Below are 18,853 nucleotides of genomic sequence, written 5' to 3' on the forward strand. Positions count from 1 at the left end.
CGCGAGGTGCGTCTCACCCATCGGCGCCGCCCGCGGCGTCTGAGGGACACGGACGGGTGAACGTGGCCGACCGGGACCTCCGCCCCTACCGGTCCACGCAGGCCTCGTCGGAGATGCCCCGGCGCTGCGTGTCCTCGGTGAGGATCGCGACCACGCGCAGGCACACGCGCGGCGACTGCGGGTCGACGCCCTCGACCGTGTACGTGGTCGCGCCCGCCGGCAGCGACACCAGCGCGCGCGGCGGGTCGTCGAGCGGGTCGACGACGACGAACGTCGCCCCGCCGCCCGTCGGGTCGCCCCAGCTCAGCTCGACGCTCGTGCCGCGGTCCACGGCTACGAGGTCGCTGGGGGTGACCCCCGGGTCGGACACCTCGGGCTGCAGCGGGCCGGTCGGCGACGGCACGGGGTCCTCGCGGACCGGCACCTCGGCGGCCGCCGGCGTGGGCGGGGGCGTCGGCTCCGCGGTCCCGGGCGCCTGCCGCGCCGACGCCCAGGTGGTCACGCCCACGCCGACCGCGCTGCCCAGCAGGATCGCGCCGCCCACGAACGCCGCGACGCGCACCCAGCCGCCGCGTCCGCCGCCGGCCGTCGCGTCGGGGGCGTCCGCCGTGCGTGGCGGCAGCCCCGGGGGAGCCGGGTGCAGCCCCGTGGCCTCGTCGTCGGCGCCCACGGCCGCCGGGACCGGGGCGTGCAGCAGCGAGAGCGCCGACGGGGCGAGCGCCCGGTCGTCCTCGGGCTGGACGGGCGGCAGCTCCAGCGGGGGGAGGGCGCCTCCCCGGGCGGCCACGGGTGCGGCGGCGGGCGCGGCGTCCGGCGTGGCGGGCGTCCCGGTGCCGGGCGCGGGGTCGACGCCGGGCGCCGCGGCCGCCCCCGCGGGCGGGGCAGCCTCGGCGGCCGCGCGCCGCGCGGCGTCCGTCGGCGACGGCGCGGGCGTGGCCGGCGCGCCGCCCGGCGACCAGGACCGGGTCTCGGTCGGCAGCGCGAGCAGCGCGGCGTGCACGTCCGCGGCGGACGCGAACCGGTCCTCGCGCGCCGGGGCGAGGCACCGGTCGACGACCGCGAGCAGCGCCGCGGGCACGTCGTCGCGCCGCACCGGACGCCGCTCGCCCGTGCGCACGCGCCGCAGGTAGCCCAGCGCGGTGTCGTCGTCCGGGTCGGGCGCGGCGAACGGCGCGCGCCCGTCGAGCAGGGTCGAGAGCGTCGAGCCGAGCGACCACACGTCGTCGGCGGCCGTGGGCTCGAGCCCGTCGAGCACCTGCGGCGACGCGTGCCGGTAGCTGAAGCGTTCGAGCGACGCGGTGTGCCCCGCGTCCGCCATGCGCGCGATGCCGAAGTCCGTCAGGACGTACGACGTGGGCAGCAGCAGCACGTTCTGCGGCTTGACGTCGCGGTGCAGCACGCCGTGCGCGTGCGCGAACGCGAGCGCGTCGGCCACCGCGGTGCCCGCGGCCACGACCTCCGCGACGGGCAGCGGGCCGTGGCTGCGCAGGCGGTCGTGCAGCGAGCCGAGGTCGTGGAAGTCCATGACGAGGCACGGGTGGCCCTGCGCGGTGGTCCCGGTGTCGAGCACGGTCACGACGTGCGGGTGCTGGCGCCCCAGCCGCACGGTGATCTCGAGCTCGCGCGCGAACCGCGCACGCGTGGCGGGGTCGGTCTCGAGCAGGACCTTGATCGCGACGTCGCGGTGCAGCGCGGGCTGGTGCGCGCGGTAGACGACCGAGTCGCCGCCGCGGGCGACCTCGCGCAGGTCGGTGTACCCGGGCAGCCCGAGGTCGACGTCGACCCGGGTCGTGCGCGTCGGCGCGGGCGCCCACAGCTCGTCGTCGTCCATCGCTCCTCGTCCCCGCCCCGCGCCGGTGCCCGGCGTCCCCCGCGACCGAGACTAGCGGCGGCCGTCGAGCGTGCCGTCGGCCGGTCCGGTGATCCCGTCCCACAGCGCACGGGCGCGCAGGCCGACCTCCTCGGCACCCGTGACGATCAGCGCACCGGGCGTGTTGAGCATGCCCCACGCGCCGCCGAGGTCGAACGCGGCGTCCATGCGGTCGGTGAACCGCGCGTGGAAGTCGGTGCCCTGCATCGCGTCGTTCGCGGCCGTGCCCACGGCGGTGCCGACCTGCCACGACGCGCCGAGGGCGGCGCTGCCCAGGCCCCAGCCGGGCACGAACGACCCCGCGCCCAGCACCGCGGACACCGCGTTGTCGACCGTGCCGTGCAGGTCGCCCGCGCCGTGCGCGCGGTACGCGCCGTACGCGTCCGACGCGACGCCCAGCGCCGCGGCGCCCTGCAGCACGCCGCCGACCGCGGGGCCGATGTGCGCGTCCTGCATGATCCCGACCGCCTGGTCGAGCACGCGGTACGACGAGCCGAGCGTGACGTTGTCCCAGCGGCCGAGCGCCGCCGCGACGGCCGCCGCGTCCGCCGCCGTCGTGACGGTGCCGAGCCGGCCGAGCGCGTCGGACACGACGTCGTGCGCCCGGTCGACCTGCGCGCGGACGTCCGCCCACGACGTGCCTGCGCCCGTCGCCGTGCCCGTGCCGGCCGGCGCGGGGGCGGGCACGGTCGCGCCCGGGCCGCCGCCCGGCGTCGGGGCCGCGCCGCCGGGGCCTCCGGTCGCGGGGCCCGGGACCCCGGTCGCGGCGCTCGCGGACTCCTGCGCGTCGGCCTCGTCGAGCAGCCGCAGCGCGGCCTCGCCGAGCGCGTGCGCGGTGCGCAGCAGCGCGGGCACCTGCTCGGTCTGCCACGCGGTCCGGGCGCGGTCGGCGTCGCGGCCGGCCCACGCGAGGGCGTCGAGCCCGCGGCCGGTGCGCTGCGCGCAGGTCACGAGGGTCTGCGCGGCGTCGTGCAGCGCGACGGCCTGCGTGCGCAGCGCGGCGACGTCGGCACCGTGGAACGCGTCGGTCATGGTGGGCCCCCTGGCTCGGCTCGGGTCTGGCAGCAGCCTCGCCGACCGGGCGCGCCGCGGGCGAGCCCGCGCGGGGTGGAACGTTCCGGGACGCACGACGACGCCGGGCCCGGGACGTGCCCGGACCCGGCGTCATGGGGTGGGTCGGCGCGGGGTGGGTCAGCGCGGGGCGACGACCTCGGGCTCCGCGGTCGCGCCCGTCGCGGCCGCGACGGGGGCACCGGCACCGGCGAGCCGGTAGCCGGGGATGTTCTCGACCACGCGGCGGTATGCCGGCAGGTCGGTCCACAGCTCGTCGCGCAGCGGGTGCAGGCGGCCCTTGAGCAGGCGGCGCGCCTGGTAGACGACCACGGCGACGTTGGCCGCGAGCGACAGCGCCGACACCGTGAAGAGCGCGGCGGGGGAGTGCGACGACTGCACCGAGAACTGCGAGTCGGTGACGAACGCCGGGACGGCCATCGTGAACATCATCCAGAACGCGAGCGTGTGCGCGCGGTGCTGCAGCCACGCGCCGCGGCGCAGCCAGAACGCGGGGATCGTGCACGACAGCAGCAGCGCGGCACCGGCGTAGAAGGCGTGGTCGCCGACGCAGTTGTAGACGTAGGCGAAGTTCCACAGGTCGTACGCGACGATCCAGAACCAGAGCATGTCCGGCCAGATCATGTCCTTGGTCTTGTCGCGGCTGACGTAGATGCCGACCCAGCCGCAGATCGTCACGATGTTGAGGATGCCGGCGACGCCGTTCATGACGTTCCACGGGCCGGGCACCATCATGACGCCGTCGACGACGCCCTCCTGCATGCCTGAGACCTGGAAGTCGCGGATGACGGCCTCGAGGATGTTGATCGACAGGATCGCCGGCGGGAACAGCAGCATCCACCTGTTCGCGGCCAGGCGCGGCACGTACCGGATGAGCATGAAGCCCAGGCAGCCGGCGAGCGCCGAGTAGACCTTGACCCAGTGGAACCACGACCCGGTCGACGACCCCGCGCCCGCGGTGTGCGGCCACACGAAGATCGTCAGGACCAGCGGCAGCGCGACGAACAGCGCGAGCCCGGCCACCTTGCCGCGTCGCGAGATCTCGTTGAGGCCGATCAGGCCCGCGAGGACCACGACGAACATCAGTGCCTGGATCGGCGTGATGCTCTCGAACAGGAACATGTCTCTCCTTCGACGTGAGCCCTGGCCGCTAGGACGCGGCAGGGTCGTTGGGGGCCAGCCGCAGGGTCTGCCGCACGAGCGTGGCGAGCACGTCGTCGGGGGTGTCCGGCTGGGAGCGGACGAGCGCGATGAGGCCGTGCACGAGCACGACGAACGTGGCGCGCACGTGCGCGATCTGGATGGTGTGCCGCGCCGCGTAGGCGGGGATCGTCGTGACCTCGAGGGTGTCGACGAGCGCCTCGACCGCCCGGTCGAGGAACTGCACCGAGAGCGCGGCGTCGTCGAACCGCGGCAGGGGCGTCGCGGTGCGGGGGCCGGGGCCGTCGTGCCGGCGGCGGGTCGGGACGTGCCGGCGGAACAGCGCGACGCACTCGGCGACCGCGCCGTCGACGTCGCCGGGGCGGCGGGCCGCGTCCCACGCGCGCAGGTCGGCGACGAAGTCGTCGATGCACGCGTCGATGACGAGGCCGACGAGCGTCTCCATGTCGCCGACGTAGTGGTAGACGAGCCCGCGGGTGACGCCGACGCGGTCGGCGACGTGCTGGAACGTCGTGCTGCGGACGCCCTGCTCGGCGAACAGCTCACGTGCGGCGCGGACGATCTCGTCGCGTCGGACGTCGGGGGTCTTGACGACCCGTCGCTGCGCGGTGCTCATGGGGAGGACGCTATTGACGGTGTGTCAACGCGGCGGGGGACCGAGGTCCCGGGATCGCCCGGACGGCCCAGCGCGGTGCCGGGGTGCTCCGGGCGCGGCGGCGGACGACGTGCGTCGCGCCCGGCGCCGTGCGAGCGTCGGACCGTCCCCACGACGCCCCGGGCGAGGAGCTGCCGCGCATGACCTTCACCGTCGACGACGCCCCCTGGTGGACCGGTGCGGTCGTCTACCAGGTCTACCCCCGGTCCTTCCAGGACTCCGACGGCGACGGCGTCGGTGACCTGCGGGGCGTGCTGCGGCGCGTCGACCACCTGGCCGAGCTGGGCGTCGACGTCGTGTGGTTCTCGCCGCTGTACCGCAGCCCGCAGGACGACAACGGGTACGACATCAGCGACTACCAGGACGTCGACCCGCTGTTCGGCACGCTGGCCGACCTCGACGAGGTGGTCGCGGCGCTGCACGCGCGCGGCATCAAGGTCGTCATGGACCTCGTGGTCAACCACACGAGCGACGAGCACCCGTGGTTCGTCGAGTCGCGGTCGTCCGTGGACTCGCCGAAGCGGGACTGGTACTGGTGGCGGCCGGCCCGCGACGGCATGGAGCCGGGTACCCCCGGCGCCGAGCCGACCAACTGGGCGTCGTTCTTCTCCGGGCCCGCGTGGGAGCTCGACGAGGCGACGGGCGAGTACTACCTGCACCTGTTCAGCCGCAAGCAGCCCGACCTCAACTGGGAGAACCCCGAGGTCCGCGAGGCGGTCTACGCGATGATGCGCTGGTGGCTCGACCGCGGGGTCGACGGCTTCCGCATGGACGTCATCAACCTCGTCTCCAAGGTCGTGGACGCCGACGGCGGTCTCGCGGACGGCCCCGTGACCGCAGGCGCGCTGGGCGACGGCACGGCGCAGTACACGAACGGCCCGCGCCTGCACGCGTACCTGCAGGAGATGCACCGCGAGGTGTTCGAGGGCCGCCGCGACGGCCTGCTCCTCGTGGGCGAGACGCCCGGTGCGACGGTCGACGACGCGGTGCTGCTCACGGACCCCGCGCGGCGCGAGCTCGACATGGTGTTCACGTTCGAGCACGTCGGCCTCGACCACGGCCCGGGCGGCAAGTTCGACCCCGTGCCGCTCGACCTGCGCGACCTCAAGGCCGTGCTGGGCCGGTGGCAGGCCGGCCTGGCCGAGCGCGGCTGGAACTCCCTGTACTGGGACAACCACGACCAGCCGCGCGTCGTGTCGCGGTTCGGCGACGACGGCGCGCACCGCCGCGACTCGGCGACCATGCTCGCGACCGTGCTGCACCTGCACCGCGGGACGCCGTACGTCTACCAGGGCGAGGAGCTGGGCATGACGAACGCGCACCTGACGTCGTTCGACGACTACCGCGACATCGAGTCGGTGCGGTGGGCGGCCGAGCAGCGCGCGCTCGGCCACGTGCCCGACGAGCGGCTGCTGGCGGGGCTCGCGGCCATGAGCCGCGACAACGCCCGCACGCCCGTGCAGTGGGACGCGACCGCGCACGCGGGCTTCACGACCGGCACGCCGTGGCTCGCGGTGAACCCGAACCACGTCGAGGTCAACGCCGAGGCGCAGCGCGCCGACCCGCGCTCCGTCTTCCACCACTACCGGCGGCTGGTCGCGCTGCGCCACGAGGACCCCGTGGTGCGGCTGGGCGACTTCACGATGCTGCTGCCCGAGGACCCGCACGTGTACGCCTTCGAACGCTCGCTCGACGGCTCGCGTCTGCTCGTCGTGGGGAACTTCACCGGCGACGAGCGCACGGTCGAGCTGGGGGAGGGATGGCAGGACGCGTCGCTCGTGCTGGGCAACCTCGCCGAGCCCTCGGCGGTGGTCGCGGGGCGCGTGGCGCTGCGCCCCTGGGAGGCCTGGGTGCGCCGCGCCGCGTAGGGCGGTGCGCGCGCCGCGGGGTGGACGTACGGTGCCGCGCTCGGGCGGTCGGTGCCACCATGCGCGCATGGGCAAGGTGCACGAGCACATCGGTGAGCGCATGCGCACGTGGCTGCTGGCGCAGCACGTGTTCTTCGTCGCCACGGCACCCAGCGGGCCGGGCGGTCACGTCAACGTGTCGCCCAAGGGGGTCGGCGGCACGTTCGCGGTGCTCGACGAGCGCACGGTCGCGTACGTCGACCTGACGGCGTCGGGCTCGGAGACCATCGCGCACCTGCGCGACAACGGGCGGATCACGCTGATGTTCTGCGCGTTCGAGGGCCCGCCGGACATCGTGCGCCTGCACGGCCGCGGCCGGTTCGTGACGCTCTACGACGAGGGCTTCGACGAGCTGCTCGGACGGTTCGAGGGAGGCCTGGACGAGTCGCGTGGCGCCCGCGCGGTCGTCGTGGTCGACGTCGAGCGCGTCTCGGACTCGTGCGGGTACGGGGTCCCGCTGATGTCGCACGTCGGCGAGCGTGACCTGCTGCCCTCGTTCATGGAGCGCAAGGGCGTCGAGGGGCGCGCGGCGTACCGGCGGCTCAAGAACCGCACGAGCATCGACGGGTTGCCCGGGTTCGACATGGACCCCGAGCCGCCGGACGCGTGAGACCGGCGCGCCGCGGTCACCGGGCCAGGCGCTCGACGACCCCGCCGAACAGCGCGGGCAGGCTCCGCGCCGCGGGTACGAGGGCGGGCCGCAGCGGCGACGTGGCCCACGCGACGAGCCCCGTCGTCAACACGCGGTACTCGCGCGTCGCCGCGCGCCACGCGCGCTCGTACGCCGCCGGGTCGTCGAGCGTCGCGACGGCCGCGCGGGCCTGCGCGAACCCGACCCGCAGCCCCTCGCCCGTGAGCGCGTCGACGTAGCCCGACGCGTCGCCCACGAGCCGCACGGGCCCGAGCGCGCGACGCGTCGCGCGCTGCCGCAGGGGCCCGGCGCCGCGCACGGTGCTCGCGGGGGCCGCGCCGGCGAGCCGGTCCGCGAGCTCGGGCAGCGCGGCGAGCGTCGCGTCGAGGTCGGTGCCGCGCGGGCCGAGCACCGCGACGCCCACGAGGTCGTCGGCCACGGGCGTCACGTACGCCTCGGCGTGCGGTGCCCAGTGCACCTCGACGAGGTCGCTCCACGGGGCGACGCGGTAGTGCCGCCGCAGGCCGTAGCGGCGTCGGCCCGCGACGCGCTCGCGGGCGCGCTCCGTCGGCGGCTCGGACGCGGGCTCGAGCCCCAGCCGGCGGCGCACGGTCGAGTGCAGGCCGTCGCACGCGAGCAGGTGGCGAGCCGTCAGGCCGTCGACGTCGACACCCGCGGGCGTGATCCGCACGTCGTGCGCGCGGCGCGGGACGACGACGACGCCGACGTCGGCCGCGAGGGTGCGCAGCGCGTCGTGCAGGACCGTGCGCCGCACGCCGCGCCCGGGGGTGCCGCGGAACGCGTGGTCGACGTGACCGGTCGCCGTGCGGTAGCTGATCCCCGCGAGCACGTGCCCCGCGGGGTCGAGGTCCCACGCGCGCAGCAGGCGCAGCGCACCCGGCATCAGCCCCTCGCCGCAGGCCTTGTCGACCGTGCCGTCGCGGGCCTCGAGCACGACCACGTCGAGCCCGCGGCGGCGCGCCTCGACCGCGGCTGCCAGGCCCACGGGGCCGCCGCCCACCACGAGCACGTCGGTGTCCGTCACGGCACCGGCCCGCCGCGCGACGGCCGCGCCGCACGTCGCCCCGCGCTCACGCGCCCACGGTCGCCGCGCGCAGCGCGCGCTCCTCCGCGGGGATCCGATACCGCGCGAGCAGCACCGCGTTGAGCAGCGTGAACACGAGGGCCGTGACCCAGGCCGTGTGCACGAGCGGCAGCGCGATCCCCTCGGCGACCACCGCGACGTAGTTCGGGTGGCGCAGCCAGCGGTACGGCCCCCGGTCCACGAGCGGCAGGTCGGGCACGACGATCACGCGCGTGTTCCACCGCGGCCCGAGCGTCGCGATGCACCACCACCGCAGGCCCTGGCTCGCGACGACGAGCGCGAGCGCGGGCCACCCCAGCCAGGGCAGGAACGGCCGGTCGGCGACGAGCACCTCGACGACGCACGCGACGAGCAGCGCGGTGTGCAGCGCGACCATCGCGGGGAAGTGCCCGCGGCCGCTCTCGACGCCGCCGCGCGCGAACGACCAGCGGGCGTTGCGCGTCGACACGACGAGCTCGGCGACGCGCTCGACGGCCGTGAGGCCGACGACCACCAGGTAGAGGGTCAGCACCCGTGTCCTCCCGTGGACCACTCGAGCAGCACCATCTCCAGGCCCACGCCGGGCCCGAACGCGAGCAGCACGCCGGGGGAGCCCGCGGGCGTCCCCGCACGCAGCGTGCGGTCGAGCACGTGCAGCACCGACGCGGACGACAGGTTGCCGACGTCGGCGAGCGACGCGCGGCTCGCGTCGAGCGCGTCGCTGGGCAGGCCGAGCGCGTCCTGCACGGCGTCGAGGATGCGCGGGCCGCCCGCGTGCACGACCCACCGCGTGACGTCGCCCGGCTTGCGGCCGTGCGCGGCGAGCAGACCCTCGACGTCGGCCGCGACGCCCGCGCGCACGACGTCGGGCAGCCCCGCGGACAGCACGATGCGGAACCCCGAGGCGCCGACCCGCCAGCCGAGGTGGTCGGCGGTGCCCGGGTAGAGGCGGCTGCCGACCGCGACGACGCGGGGGCCGGTGGTGACCGCCGCGGCGGGGTGGTCGTCGCCGACGAGCACGGCCGCGGCGGCGCCGTCGCCGAACAGGCCGCTCGCGACGAGGTTCGCGGGGCTGGGGTCGTCGGGCTGCAGCGTGAGGGAGCACAGCTCGACGCTGACGACGAGCGCGACGTCGTGCGGGTGACCCGTGAGGTGGTCGTGCGTGCGGGCAAGCGCGGCCGCGCCGCCCGCGCACCCGAGGCCGAAGGACGGCACGCGCGTGACGTCGCGCCGCAGGCCGAGCCGGTCGACGAGCAGCGCGTCCACCGACGGGGCGCCGACGCCCGTGACGGACGTGAGGAACACGAGGTCGACGTCCTGCGCGGACAGCCCGGCCCGGTCCAGCGCGTCGGCCGCGGCGCGCGCCGCGAGCTCGGTGGCCAGCTCGAGGTACAGGTCGTTGGCCTGCCCGAAGTCGCGGACCTCGCCGTACCGCTCGAGGGGGAGGGCGAGGTGCCGCGTGCGGACGCCGCAGCCGGCGTGCAGCCGACGCGCGAGCGCCTCGGTGCGTGCGTCGCCCGCGGCGACCAGCGGCGCGACGACGTCGAGGATCTCCTGCTGCGAGCGCGGCGGCCCCGGCAGCGCGGGGGCGACGGCCAGCAGGTGCGACATCCCGGCATCGTGGCACGCGGCGGCGGTGCCCGCGCGGGGGGAGCGCAGGTCGCGCGCGCGTCGCGCGCAGGTCGCCCGGAGGCCGCGCGCACCGCGGTGCCGCGGGTTAGCGTCGCGTCGTGCGCGAGCCGTCCACGACCACCGACCCCGACCGCGCGGTGCGTCGCGACCCGGCCCGGCGGGCCGCACCCGGCAGGACCCTCGCGGGGCTGGTCCGCGCGTCCCACGCCGGACCGACGGTCGTCGTCACGGGTCTGTCGACGGCGCTGGCGGTCGGGCTCGCGGCGCCGCCGCGCACCGTGCTGCTCGTGCTCGTCGTCGTGCTCGCGGGCCAGCTGTCGATCGGCTGGTCGAACGACTGGCTCGACGCCGCGCGCGACCGCGCCGTGGCGCGCGCGGACAAGCCGGTGGTCGCGGGGACCGTGACGGCCCGGCTGCTGCGCGGCGCGGCCGGTGCCGCGGTCGTCGTGTCGGTGCTCGCGTCGCTGCCGACGGGAGCGCTCGCCGCGGGCACGCACCTCGTCGCGGTCGCGGCGGGCTGGGCGTACAACCTCGGGCTCAAGGCGACGGCGGCGTCCTGGCTGCCGTACGCGCTCGCGTTCGCGCTGCTCCCGGGGTTCGTCGTGCTCGCGCTGCCCGGGCCGGGCCGGCCGGCGGGGTGGCTGCTCGCGGTCGGTGCGCTGCTCGGCGTGGGCGCGCACCTCGCGAACGTCCTGCCCGACCTCGAGGACGACGTCGCGACGGGCGTGCGGGGCCTGCCGCACCGGCTGGGTCGGCGCGCGGCGAGCGTGCTGGCGCCGGCGGTCCTCGCGGTGGCGGTCGTGGTGGCCGTGCTCGGGCCGCCGGGGCCGCCGCGCGCCGCTGCCGCGACGGTCGGGGTCGTGGCGGTCCTGGTGGGCGTGGTCGCCGGGCTGGTCGGCCTGCGCCGCGGGCGCAGCCGCGCGCCGTTCACGCTCGCGATGGTCGTGGCCGTGCTGTGCGTCGTGGTGCTCGGCCTGTCGGGGACGTCGCGCGCCGTGGTCTGACGCGCGTCAGCGGTCCTCGACGTCGACGACCACACGCACGGGGTCGGCGAGCACCAGGACCCGGAACGCGCGGGGCCCGTCGTCGACGCCGACGAACGAGTCGGTCATGCCCTCGAACGTCAGGGGGCGCACGACGTGCTCGACGTCGCCGTCGTCCGGCCGCAGGTCCTGCGAGAACTCCTGCAGCCCGTCCTGCGTCGGGTAGGTGGTGCCCAGGAGCGTGACCTGGAGGATCGCGTCGCCGTCGACCTGTCGGACGGCGCCGCTCGGGTCCTCGACCGCGCGCTCGACGTACCGCACGCGGTAGCCGGGCGTGCCGGTGCCGCCCTCGAGCTGGTAGACGACGCGGTCGTACCCCTCGTGCTCGCCGGTGCGCACCCCGGTGACGACGTAGAGCGAGGCGTCCCCCTCGGACGTGAGCTCGGTGCCGGGCGCGGCGAAGCCGTCGAGCCCGTCCGTCGGCTCGGCGGCGCCGGGCGTGGCGGCGTCGGTCGGTGCCGTGCCGGTCGGCGTCGGCGTCGGGGACGACGTGCGCGTGGGCGTGGGCGTGGCGGAGACGGTCGTCGTGGCGGTCGACGTCGGCGCGGGGTCGTCGGCGCACGCCGCGAGGGCGGCGCCCAGGCCGAGCGTGGTCGCCACGGCGAGCAGCCGGCGGGCGGTCGTGGTCGTCATGGTGGCCTCCCTGTCGCGTGCGTCCACGCTAGGGGGCGGGGCGCCAGGCCGGGCGCGCGACCCGCCGAGGCGCGGCGGTCCGGGTCGACGTTCCACGCCATGGACGTGTGAACCACGATGTGAGACGAGGGGTGAGGGATGTGACACCCGCACGGGACAGGCGTAGGGTCGCCGACGTGCAGATGATCCTCGTAGTACTTCCTGAGCGCGCCGGCTGACGCCACCGCACAGGTCGCTCGTCGCGCGCGCTCGCCCCTCGTCCATCCCGGTGCCCGGGTCGAGGGGCTTTTTCGTGCCCGGCAGCCGCCCGGCGCACCCCGCACCGGACGACCACACCCGCACTCGACCCGCAGGAGACGACGATGGCTCAGGGTCCCCATCCCGCACCACCGCGCGCCACGGTGCGTTCCGTGCGCCCGGCCGCCGAGGCCGCGCCGCGCACCGACGCGCCGGCCGGCGAGCAGCGCATCGGCCCCGAGAAGGTCACCGGCGCGCAGTCGATCGTCCGCTCGCTCGAGGAGGCGGGCGTCGAGGTCGTCTTCGGGATCCCGGGCGGTGCGATCCTGCCGACCTACGACCCGCTCATGGACTCCTCGCGCGTGCGGCACGTGCTCGTGCGCCACGAGCAGGGGGGCGGGCACGCGGCCGCCGGCTACGCGTACTCCTCGGGCAAGGTCGGCGTCACCATGGCGACGTCCGGCCCGGGCGCGACCAACCTCGTCACCGCGATCGCCGACGCCAACATGGACTCGGTGCCGATGGTCGCGATCACCGGCCAGGTCGGTGCGTCGATGATCGGCACGGACGCGTTCCAGGAGGCCGACATCGTCGGCATCACGCTGCCGATCACCAAGCACAACTACCTGGTGACCGACCCCGACGACATCCCGCGCACGATCGCCGAGGCGTTCCACGTCGCGTCGTCGGGTCGACCCGGTCCCGTGCTCGTCGACATCGCGAAGTCGGCGATGCAGGCGCAGACCACGTTCTCGTGGCCGCAGGACGTCAACCTGCCCGGGTACCACCCGGTGACCAAGCCGCACGCCAAGCAGATCCGCGAGGCCGCGCGGCTGCTCGCGACCTCACGCCGGCCGGTGCTGTACGTGGGCGGCGGCGTGATCCGCGCGGGCGCGTCCGACCTGCTGCGCCGTCTGACCGACGCGTCGGGCGCCCCCGTCGTCACGACGCTCATGGCCCGCGGCGCGCTGCCCGACTCGCACCCGCAGCACCTCGGCATGCCCGGCATGCACGGCACGGTCGCCGCGGTGGCCGCGCTGCAGAAGGCCGACCTCGTGGTCGCGCTCGGTGCGCGGTTCGACGACCGCGTCACGGGCCTGCTGGCGTCGTTCGCGCCCGGCGCGACCGTCGTGCACGCCGACATCGACCCCGCTGAGATCGGCAAGAACAAGCGCGCCGACGTCCCGATCGTGGGCGACCTGCGCGAGGTGATCGCCGACCTGCTGCCCGAGCTCGAGCGCGAGCACGCCCAGCACGGCAGGCCGGACCTCGAGGCGTGGTGGAAGCAGCTCGACGACTGGCGCGCGACGTTCCCGCTCGGGTACGACGAGCCGACGGACGGCCTGCTCGCGCCGCAGCACGTCATCACCCGCATCGGCGAGATCTCCGGCCCGGAGTCGATCTTCGTGTCGGGCGTCGGGCAGCACCAGATGTGGGCCGCGCAGTTCATCCGCTACGAGCGGCCCGGCTCGTGGGTCAACTCCGGCGGCCTGGGCACCATGGGCTTCGCGGTGCCCGCCGCGATGGGCGCGAAGGTCGGCGACCCGTCGCGCACGGTCTGGGCGATCGACGGCGACGGCTGCTTCCAGATGACCAACCAGGAGCTCGCGACCTGCACGATCAACGAGATCCCCATCAAGGTCGCGGTGGTCAACAACAGCTCGTTGGGCATGGTCCGCCAGTGGCAGACCCTGTTCTACGAGTCGCGCTACTCCAACACCGACCTGCACACCGGCCACGGCACGGCGCGCGTCCCGGACTTCGTCAAGCTCGCCGACGCGTACGGCGCGGTGGGCCTGCGGTGCGAGACCAAGGCCGACGTCGACGCGACGATCAAGCGCGCGATGGAGATCGACGACCGCCCCGTCGTGGTCGACTTCACGGTCTCGCGCGACTCGATGGTGTGGCCGATGGTCGCCGCCGGCGTCAGCAACGACGCCATCCAGTACGCGCGGGGCATCAGCCCCGCGTGGGACCGCGAGGACTGAGGAAGGAACCGCGATGACCCGCCACACCCTGTCCGTCCTCGTCGAGAACAAGCCCGGCGTGCTCACGCGCGTCGCGGGGCTGTTCGCGCGCCGGTCCTTCAACATCCACTCGCTGGCCGTCGGCCCGACCGAGCACGCCGAGATCAGCCGCATCACGGTCGTCGTCGACGTCGACGCGCTGCCCCTGGAGCAGGTGACCAAGCAGCTCAACAAGCTGGTCAACGTCATCAAGATCGTCGAGCTCGAGGACGCCGCGTCGGTCCAGCGCGAGCTGCTGCTCGTCAAGGTCAAGGCCGACGTGTCGCAGCGCACGCACGTGCTCGAGGTCGTGCAGCTGTTCCGGGCGCACGTCGTCGACGTCGTGCCCGACACGGTCGTCATCGAGGCGACCGGCGGCCCGGGCAAGCTCGACGCCCTGCTGGCGGCCCTCGAGCCGTTCGGCATCCGTGAGATCGTGCAGTCCGGCACGGTCGCCATCGGCCGCGGCTCGCGGTCCATCACCGACCGCGCGCTCGAGCGCGTGAGCCGGTCCGCCTGACCCCGTCCAGACCCCACCCTGCCAAGACACACCACCGAGGAGATCCACCGTGGCTGAGCTGTTCTACGACGACGACGCCGACCTGTCGGTCATCCAGTCCAAGAAGGTCGCCGTCATCGGCTACGGCAGCCAGGGGCACGCGCACTCGCTCAACCTGCGCGACTCCGGCGTCGACGTGACCGTCGGCCTGCGCGAGGGCTCGGCGTCGCGGGCCAAGGCCGAGAACGAGGGCCTCAAGGTCGCCTCGGTCGCCGACGCGGTCGCCGGTGCCGACGTCGTCGTGATCCTCGCGCCCGACCAGGTGCAGCGCATCGTCTACCGCGAGGAGATCGAGCCGAACCTCAAGGACGGCGCCGCGCTCGTCTTCGGTCACGGCTTCAACATCCGCTACGGCTACATCAAGCCGGCCGCGGACCACGACGTGCTCATGGTCGCGCCCAAGGGCCCGGGCCACCTCGTCCGCCGCGAGTACGTCGACGGGCGCGGCGTGCCGGTCATCGTCGCGGTCGAGCAGGACGCGTCGGGCTCGGCGTGGGCGCTCGCGCTGTCGTACGCGAAGGCCATCGGCGGCCTGCGCGCGGCGGGCATCAAGACGACGTTCACCGAGGAGACCGAGACCGACCTGTTCGGTGAGCAGGCCGTCCTGTGCGGTGGCGTGTCGCAGCTCATCCAGTACGGCTTCGAGACCCTGACCGAGGCGGGCTACCAGCCCGAGGTCGCGTACTTCGAGGTGCTGCACGAGCTCAAGCTCATCGTCGACCTCATCTTCGAGGGCGGGATCACCAAGCAGCGCTGGTCGGTGTCGGACACGGCCGAGTACGGCGACTACGTCTCGGGCCCGCGCGTCATCACGCCCGAGGTCAAGGCGAACATGCAGGCCGTGCTCGCGGACATCCAGAACGGCGCGTTCGCGGAGCGCTTCATCACGGACCAGGACGCGGGCGCGCCCGAGTTCCAGGCGCTGCGTGAGAAGGGCCAGAACCACCCGATCGAGCCGGTCGGCCGCGAGCTGCGCCAGCTGTTCGCGTGGGTGAAGCCCTCGGACTCCGACTACACGGAGGGCAGCGCGGCGCGCTGACCGCAGGTGGGGGTCGCGCGGCACGTTCTTCGCCGCGCGGCACCCCCCTCCCACCGCGAGAGGGCGATCCAGCAACCGCTGGATCGCCCTCTCGCGGCTGGTGGGGGTGCAGGTCGCCGCGCGGCGCGCGAGGATCGCTGCGCGGGCGCGCCGCCCGTGACCTCGAGGGAAGGGTGCACGATGACCGAGCAGCTGCCGCAGGCCCCGGACGGCACGCAGGACACGCGGATCGCGGACTTCTGGGACGCGGCGCGCGGGCACCTGGGGTGGGGCAAGCTCGACCCGGTGATGGGGGAGACGGTCGACGGTGCGGTCGCCCCGCCGGCGTGGTCGTTCGGCGACGACCCGGTCGCGGCGGACGCGCTGCTCGGCCTGGTGCTCGAGGGGCGCAAGACGGCGACGTCGACGGCGCTCGCAGAGCTCACGGCGGCCGACGCGCCGCTGCCGCGCGTGGGGGACGTGTCGATCGTGCTGGACTCGCGCGGCGACCCGCGGGCGCTGCTGCGCACGACGGCGGTCGACGTCGTGCCGTTCGACGCGGTGGGTGACGAGCACGCCGCGGCGGAGGGCGAGGGCGACCGGTCGGTGGCGGCGTGGCGGCGCGAGCACGAGGCCGTGTGGCGGCGCGTGCTCGGGGACGCGGCGTTCTCGCCGACGATGGACGTCGTCACGGAGCGGTTCGAGCTCGTGTACCCGACGACGGGGGCGGCGCCGGCGGTCGACTGAGCCAGCGTCCGTCTGATGAGACGAGACGTCCGAGGCGTGGACCGCTGGTTACTGTGGCGGCATGGCTGACACGACCCCTCCCACGTCCCTGAACCTGGCCGTCGTGGCCGGCGACGGCATCGGGACGGAGGTCGTCGAGCAGGGGCTCCTCGTGCTCGAGCAGGCCCTGCACGGCACCGGCACCACGGTCCGCACGACCGACTTCGACCTCGGCGCCCGGCGCTGGCACGCCACGGGCGAGACCCTCACGGACGAGGACCTCGCCGCGATCCGCACGCACGACGCGATCCTGCTCGGTGCGATCGGCGACCCGAGCGTGCCGTCGGGCGTCCTCGAGCGCGGGCTGCTGCTCAAGCTGCGCTTCGCGCTCGACCACTACGTCAACCTGCGCCCCAGCACGCTCTTCCCGGGCGTCGCGAGCCCCCTCGCCGCCCCCGGCGACGTCGACTTCGTCGTCGTGCGCGAGGGCACCGAGGGTCCCTACGTCGGCAACGGTGGCGCGATCCGCGTCGGCACGCCCGCCGAGGTCGCGAACGAGGTGAGCGTCAACACCGCGTTCGGCGTCGAGCGCGTCGTGCGCGACGCGTTCGCGCGCGCCGCGGCTCGCCCGCGCAAGAAGCTCACGCTCGTGCACAAGCACAACGTGCTGGTGCACGCGGGTCACCTGTGGCGCCGCACGGTCGAGGCCGTCAACGCCGAGTTCCCCGACGTCACGGTGGACTACCTGCACGTCGACGCGGCGACGATCTTCCTCGTCACCGACCCCGCGCGGTTCGACGTCATCGTGACCGACAACCTGTTCGGCGACATCCTCACCGACCTGGCCGCCGCCATCACGGGCGGCATCGGCCTCGCGGCGTCGGCCAACATCAACCCCGACCGCACCGCGCCGAGCATGTTCGAGCCCGTGCACGGCTCGGCCCCCGACATCGCCGGGCAGGGCAAGGCCGACCCCACCGCGACGGTGCTGTCGGTCGCGCTGCTGCTCGACCACGTCGGCCTGCCCGACGCCGCGCGCGCCGTCGAGGCCGCGGTGGCCGCCGACGTCGCCGAGCGCGCCGGCCGAGTACGGTCGACGGCCGAGGTGGGCAAGGACCTCGCCGCCCGCGTCGCCGGCTGACGCCCCGCCCGGGGCTCGCCGACGACGCCGCGCACGACGAGCGTCCGTCGGTCCGCAGGCGCGCGCCTGCACCCTGTCCACCCGGCCGTCCGCACCGGTACCGTCGACGTCGACCCTGGTGAAAGGCCCCCCGATGAGCACCCTCACGACCCCCTCGTCCGCCGCGTTCGCGCTGCACCGCACCGACCACCCCGTCCCGGACGCCGAGCGCGCGGCCGCGCTCGCGTCGCCGCGCTTCGGCACGGTGTTCACCGACCACATGGCCCGCGTCTCGTGGACCCACGCGGACGGGTGGGCCGACCGCCGCGTCGAGCCGTACGGCCCGCTGCAGCTCGACCCCGCGACCGCCGTCCTGCACTACGCGCAGGAGATCTTCGAGGGCCTCAAGGCGTACCGGCACCCCGACGGCAGCGTGTGGTCGTTCCGCCCGGAGGCCAACGCGGCACGGTTCGCGCGCTCGGCGCAGCGGCTCGCGCTGCCCGAGCTGTCCGAGGCGGACTTCCTCGGCGCGATCCGCGCGCTGGTGGAGGTCGACCGCGAGTGGGTGCCGTCGGGCGAGGAGACGAGCCTGTACCTGCGGCCGTTCATGTACGCGTCCGAGCGGTTCCTCGGCGTGCGGCCGTCGCTCGAGGCCGAGTTCCTCGTGATCGCGTCGCCCGTCGGCCCGTACTTCGCGGGCGGCGTCAAGCCCGTGTCGATCTGGGTGTCGCAGCAGTACCACCGCGCCGGCGCGGGCGGCACGGGGGCGGCCAAGTGCGGCGGCAACTACGCCGCGAGCCTGCTCCCGCAGCAGGAGGCGTACGCCAAGGGCTTCGAGCAGGTCTGCTTCCTCGACGACCGCACGGGCACGCAGCTCGAGGAGCTCGGCGGGATGAACGTCGTCGTCGTGCGGGCCGACGGCTCGGTCGTGACCCCGCCGGTGTCGGGCACGATCCTCGAGGGCGTCACGCGCTCGTCGATCCTGCAGCTGCTCTCCGACGCGGGGCACGAGGTGTCCGAGCGGCCCGTGCTGCTCGACGAGCTGCGCCGCGACCTCGCCGACGGCAGCGTCACCGAGGTGTTCGCCTGCGGCACCGCCGCGGTGATGACGCCGATCGGGCGGCTCGCGAGCGACGACTTCGACCTCGTGGTCGGCGACGGCGAGGCCGGCCCGGTGACCATGCGGATCCGCGCCGAGCTCACCGACGTGCAGTACGGCCGCGCGGCCGACCGGCACGGCTGGATGCACCGGCTCGTCTGACCGGCGGCGCCGTGCGGCGGGGGACGCCTCGCCGCACGGCCCGCACCGGACGGCTGTTCCGCATGATGGACCGCCTGCCGCACGCGGGCGGCGTGTGCGACGATCACCCTGTGACCCGCTTCACGCTCATCATCGCGTAGCGCGTCGGCCCACCCGCCGACGCGCAGACCTCCCGTCCTCGGGGGGTCTTTTTGTTGGTCCAGACGTCAGCCCGGCACCACCCCCGCCGGGCGGACACG

General features: G+C 75.1%; 17 protein-coding genes. 9 read left to right on the forward strand and 8 right to left on the reverse strand.

Annotation, left to right across the window (positions count from 1 at the left end; translation table 11 throughout):
- Window positions 1–85: 85 nt before the first annotated feature.
- From GY42_RS17980 to GY42_RS00785, 4 genes are all read right to left on the reverse strand, one after another.
- Entirely contained in the window at window positions 86–1,831 is a 1,746-nt protein-coding gene (locus GY42_RS17980) for a serine/threonine-protein kinase (protein WP_052748146.1), read from the reverse strand.
- A 51-nt stretch (window positions 1,832–1,882) separates the two neighbouring features.
- Window positions 1,883–2,902, reverse strand: a complete 1,020-nt coding sequence (locus GY42_RS00775; RefSeq protein WP_046527864.1) for a hypothetical protein — start codon at window positions 2,900–2,902, stop codon at window positions 1,883–1,885.
- 159 nt (window positions 2,903–3,061) lie between these two features.
- Window positions 3,062–4,063, reverse strand: coding sequence for a DUF5692 family protein (locus GY42_RS00780; protein WP_046527865.1), 1,002 nt, complete (start codon window positions 4,061–4,063; stop codon window positions 3,062–3,064).
- A gap of 28 nt (window positions 4,064–4,091) precedes the next feature.
- A complete protein-coding gene (locus GY42_RS00785) occupies window positions 4,092–4,718 on the reverse strand; it encodes a TetR/AcrR family transcriptional regulator (protein WP_046527866.1) in 627 nt (208 codons plus the stop codon).
- Window positions 4,719–4,897: 179 nt separating this feature from the next.
- Between GY42_RS00785 and GY42_RS00790 the strand changes: the two genes are divergently transcribed.
- Together GY42_RS00790 and GY42_RS00795 are read left to right on the forward strand one after the other, a co-directional pair.
- Window positions 4,898–6,625 carry a glycoside hydrolase family 13 protein gene (locus GY42_RS00790; RefSeq protein WP_046530375.1) on the forward strand — a complete coding sequence of 576 codons (1,728 nt, stop codon included), beginning with the start codon at window positions 4,898–4,900 and terminating at the stop codon, window positions 6,623–6,625.
- A 67-nt stretch (window positions 6,626–6,692) separates the two neighbouring features.
- Window positions 6,693–7,274: a pyridoxamine 5'-phosphate oxidase family protein gene (locus GY42_RS00795; RefSeq protein ID WP_046527867.1), complete on the forward strand. Its 582-nt coding sequence runs from the start codon at window positions 6,693–6,695 to the stop codon at window positions 7,272–7,274.
- A gap of 16 nt (window positions 7,275–7,290) precedes the next feature.
- On the opposite strand, the gene GY42_RS00800 is transcribed toward GY42_RS00795, so the two are convergent.
- Genes GY42_RS00800 through GY42_RS00810 form a run of 3 tightly spaced genes read right to left on the reverse strand, consistent with a single transcriptional unit; the run spans window position 7,291 to window position 10,179 of the window.
- A complete protein-coding gene (locus GY42_RS00800; protein ID WP_046527868.1) occupies window positions 7,291–8,340 on the reverse strand; it encodes an NAD(P)/FAD-dependent oxidoreductase in 1,050 nt (349 codons plus the stop codon).
- Between the two features lie 46 nt (window positions 8,341–8,386).
- Window positions 8,387–8,911, reverse strand: coding sequence for an isoprenylcysteine carboxyl methyltransferase family protein (locus GY42_RS00805; protein ID WP_082131298.1), 525 nt, complete (start codon window positions 8,909–8,911; stop codon window positions 8,387–8,389).
- Window positions 8,905–10,179, reverse strand: coding sequence for a type III polyketide synthase (locus tag GY42_RS00810; RefSeq protein ID WP_330217824.1), 1,275 nt, complete (start codon window positions 10,177–10,179; stop codon window positions 8,905–8,907). The genes GY42_RS00805 and GY42_RS00810 overlap by 7 nt, the downstream gene beginning before the upstream one ends.
- Between GY42_RS00810 and GY42_RS00815 the strand changes: the two genes are divergently transcribed.
- Window positions 10,110–11,015: a UbiA family prenyltransferase gene (locus GY42_RS00815; protein ID WP_330217825.1), complete on the forward strand. Its 906-nt coding sequence runs from the start codon at window positions 10,110–10,112 to the stop codon at window positions 11,013–11,015. The two genes, GY42_RS00810 and GY42_RS00815, sit on opposite strands and share 70 nt — an antisense overlap.
- A 6-nt stretch (window positions 11,016–11,021) precedes the next feature.
- Here the strand turns inward: GY42_RS00815 and GY42_RS00820 are convergent, their stop codons facing one another.
- Window positions 11,022–11,687: an AMIN-like domain-containing (lipo)protein gene (locus GY42_RS00820; protein WP_052748147.1), complete on the reverse strand. Its 666-nt coding sequence runs from the start codon at window positions 11,685–11,687 to the stop codon at window positions 11,022–11,024.
- Window positions 11,688–12,049: 362 nt separating this feature from the next.
- On the opposite strand from GY42_RS00820, the gene GY42_RS00825 reads away from it, so the two are divergent.
- The 6 genes from GY42_RS00825 to GY42_RS00850 all read left to right on the forward strand — a co-directional run bounded on the left by GY42_RS00825 (window position 12,050) and on the right by GY42_RS00850 (window position 18,614).
- A complete protein-coding gene (locus tag GY42_RS00825) occupies window positions 12,050–13,912 on the forward strand; it encodes an acetolactate synthase large subunit (RefSeq protein ID WP_046527870.1) in 1,863 nt (620 codons plus the stop codon).
- Between the two features lie 13 nt (window positions 13,913–13,925).
- Window positions 13,926–14,450, forward strand: coding sequence for an acetolactate synthase small subunit (gene ilvN, locus GY42_RS00830; RefSeq protein WP_046527871.1), 525 nt, complete (start codon window positions 13,926–13,928; stop codon window positions 14,448–14,450).
- A 49-nt stretch (window positions 14,451–14,499) separates the two neighbouring features.
- Entirely contained in the window at window positions 14,500–15,528 is a 1,029-nt protein-coding gene (gene ilvC / locus GY42_RS00835) for a ketol-acid reductoisomerase (protein ID WP_046527872.1), read from the forward strand.
- Window positions 15,529–15,708: 180 nt separating this feature from the next.
- Window positions 15,709–16,254, forward strand: a complete 546-nt coding sequence (locus GY42_RS00840; protein ID WP_046527873.1) for an ASCH domain-containing protein — start codon at window positions 15,709–15,711, stop codon at window positions 16,252–16,254.
- A 61-nt stretch (window positions 16,255–16,315) separates the two neighbouring features.
- Window positions 16,316–17,374, forward strand: coding sequence for a 3-isopropylmalate dehydrogenase (locus tag GY42_RS00845; protein WP_046527874.1), 1,059 nt, complete (start codon window positions 16,316–16,318; stop codon window positions 17,372–17,374).
- Between the two features lie 133 nt (window positions 17,375–17,507).
- The gene (locus tag GY42_RS00850) at window positions 17,508–18,614 is read left to right on the forward strand and encodes a branched-chain amino acid aminotransferase (protein WP_046527875.1); all 1,107 of its coding nucleotides are present in this window, start codon (window positions 17,508–17,510) and stop codon (window positions 18,612–18,614) included.
- Window positions 18,615–18,853 lie beyond the last annotated feature (239 nt).

The sequence above is a fragment of the Cellulomonas sp. FA1 genome (assembly GCF_000986825.1).
GTDB lineage: Bacteria > Actinomycetota > Actinomycetes > Actinomycetales > Cellulomonadaceae > Cellulomonas > Cellulomonas iranensis.

Coding starts and splice junctions, on each gene's coding strand:
- GY42_RS00790 (WP_046530375.1), top strand. CDS start 4,898: ATGACCTTCACCGTCGACGACGCCCCCTGGTGGACCGGTGCGGTCGTC.
- GY42_RS00850 (WP_046527875.1), top strand. CDS start 17,508: ATGAGCACCCTCACGACCCCCTCGTCCGCCGCGTTCGCGCTGCACCGC.
- ilvN (WP_046527871.1), top strand. CDS start 13,926: ATGACCCGCCACACCCTGTCCGTCCTCGTCGAGAACAAGCCCGGCGTG.
- GY42_RS00780 (WP_046527865.1), bottom strand. CDS start 4,063: ATGTTCCTGTTCGAGAGCATCACGCCGATCCAGGCACTGATGTTCGTC.
- GY42_RS17980 (WP_052748146.1), bottom strand. CDS start 1,831: ATGGACGACGACGAGCTGTGGGCGCCCGCGCCGACGCGCACGACCCGG.
- GY42_RS00845 (WP_046527874.1), top strand. CDS start 16,316: ATGGCTGACACGACCCCTCCCACGTCCCTGAACCTGGCCGTCGTGGCC.
- GY42_RS00795 (WP_046527867.1), top strand. CDS start 6,693: ATGGGCAAGGTGCACGAGCACATCGGTGAGCGCATGCGCACGTGGCTG.
- GY42_RS00775 (WP_046527864.1), bottom strand. CDS start 2,902: ATGACCGACGCGTTCCACGGTGCCGACGTCGCCGCGCTGCGCACGCAG.
- GY42_RS00825 (WP_046527870.1), top strand. CDS start 12,050: ATGGCTCAGGGTCCCCATCCCGCACCACCGCGCGCCACGGTGCGTTCC.
- GY42_RS00785 (WP_046527866.1), bottom strand. CDS start 4,718: ATGAGCACCGCGCAGCGACGGGTCGTCAAGACCCCCGACGTCCGACGC.
- GY42_RS00840 (WP_046527873.1), top strand. CDS start 15,709: ATGACCGAGCAGCTGCCGCAGGCCCCGGACGGCACGCAGGACACGCGG.
- GY42_RS00820 (WP_052748147.1), bottom strand. CDS start 11,687: ATGACGACCACGACCGCCCGCCGGCTGCTCGCCGTGGCGACCACGCTC.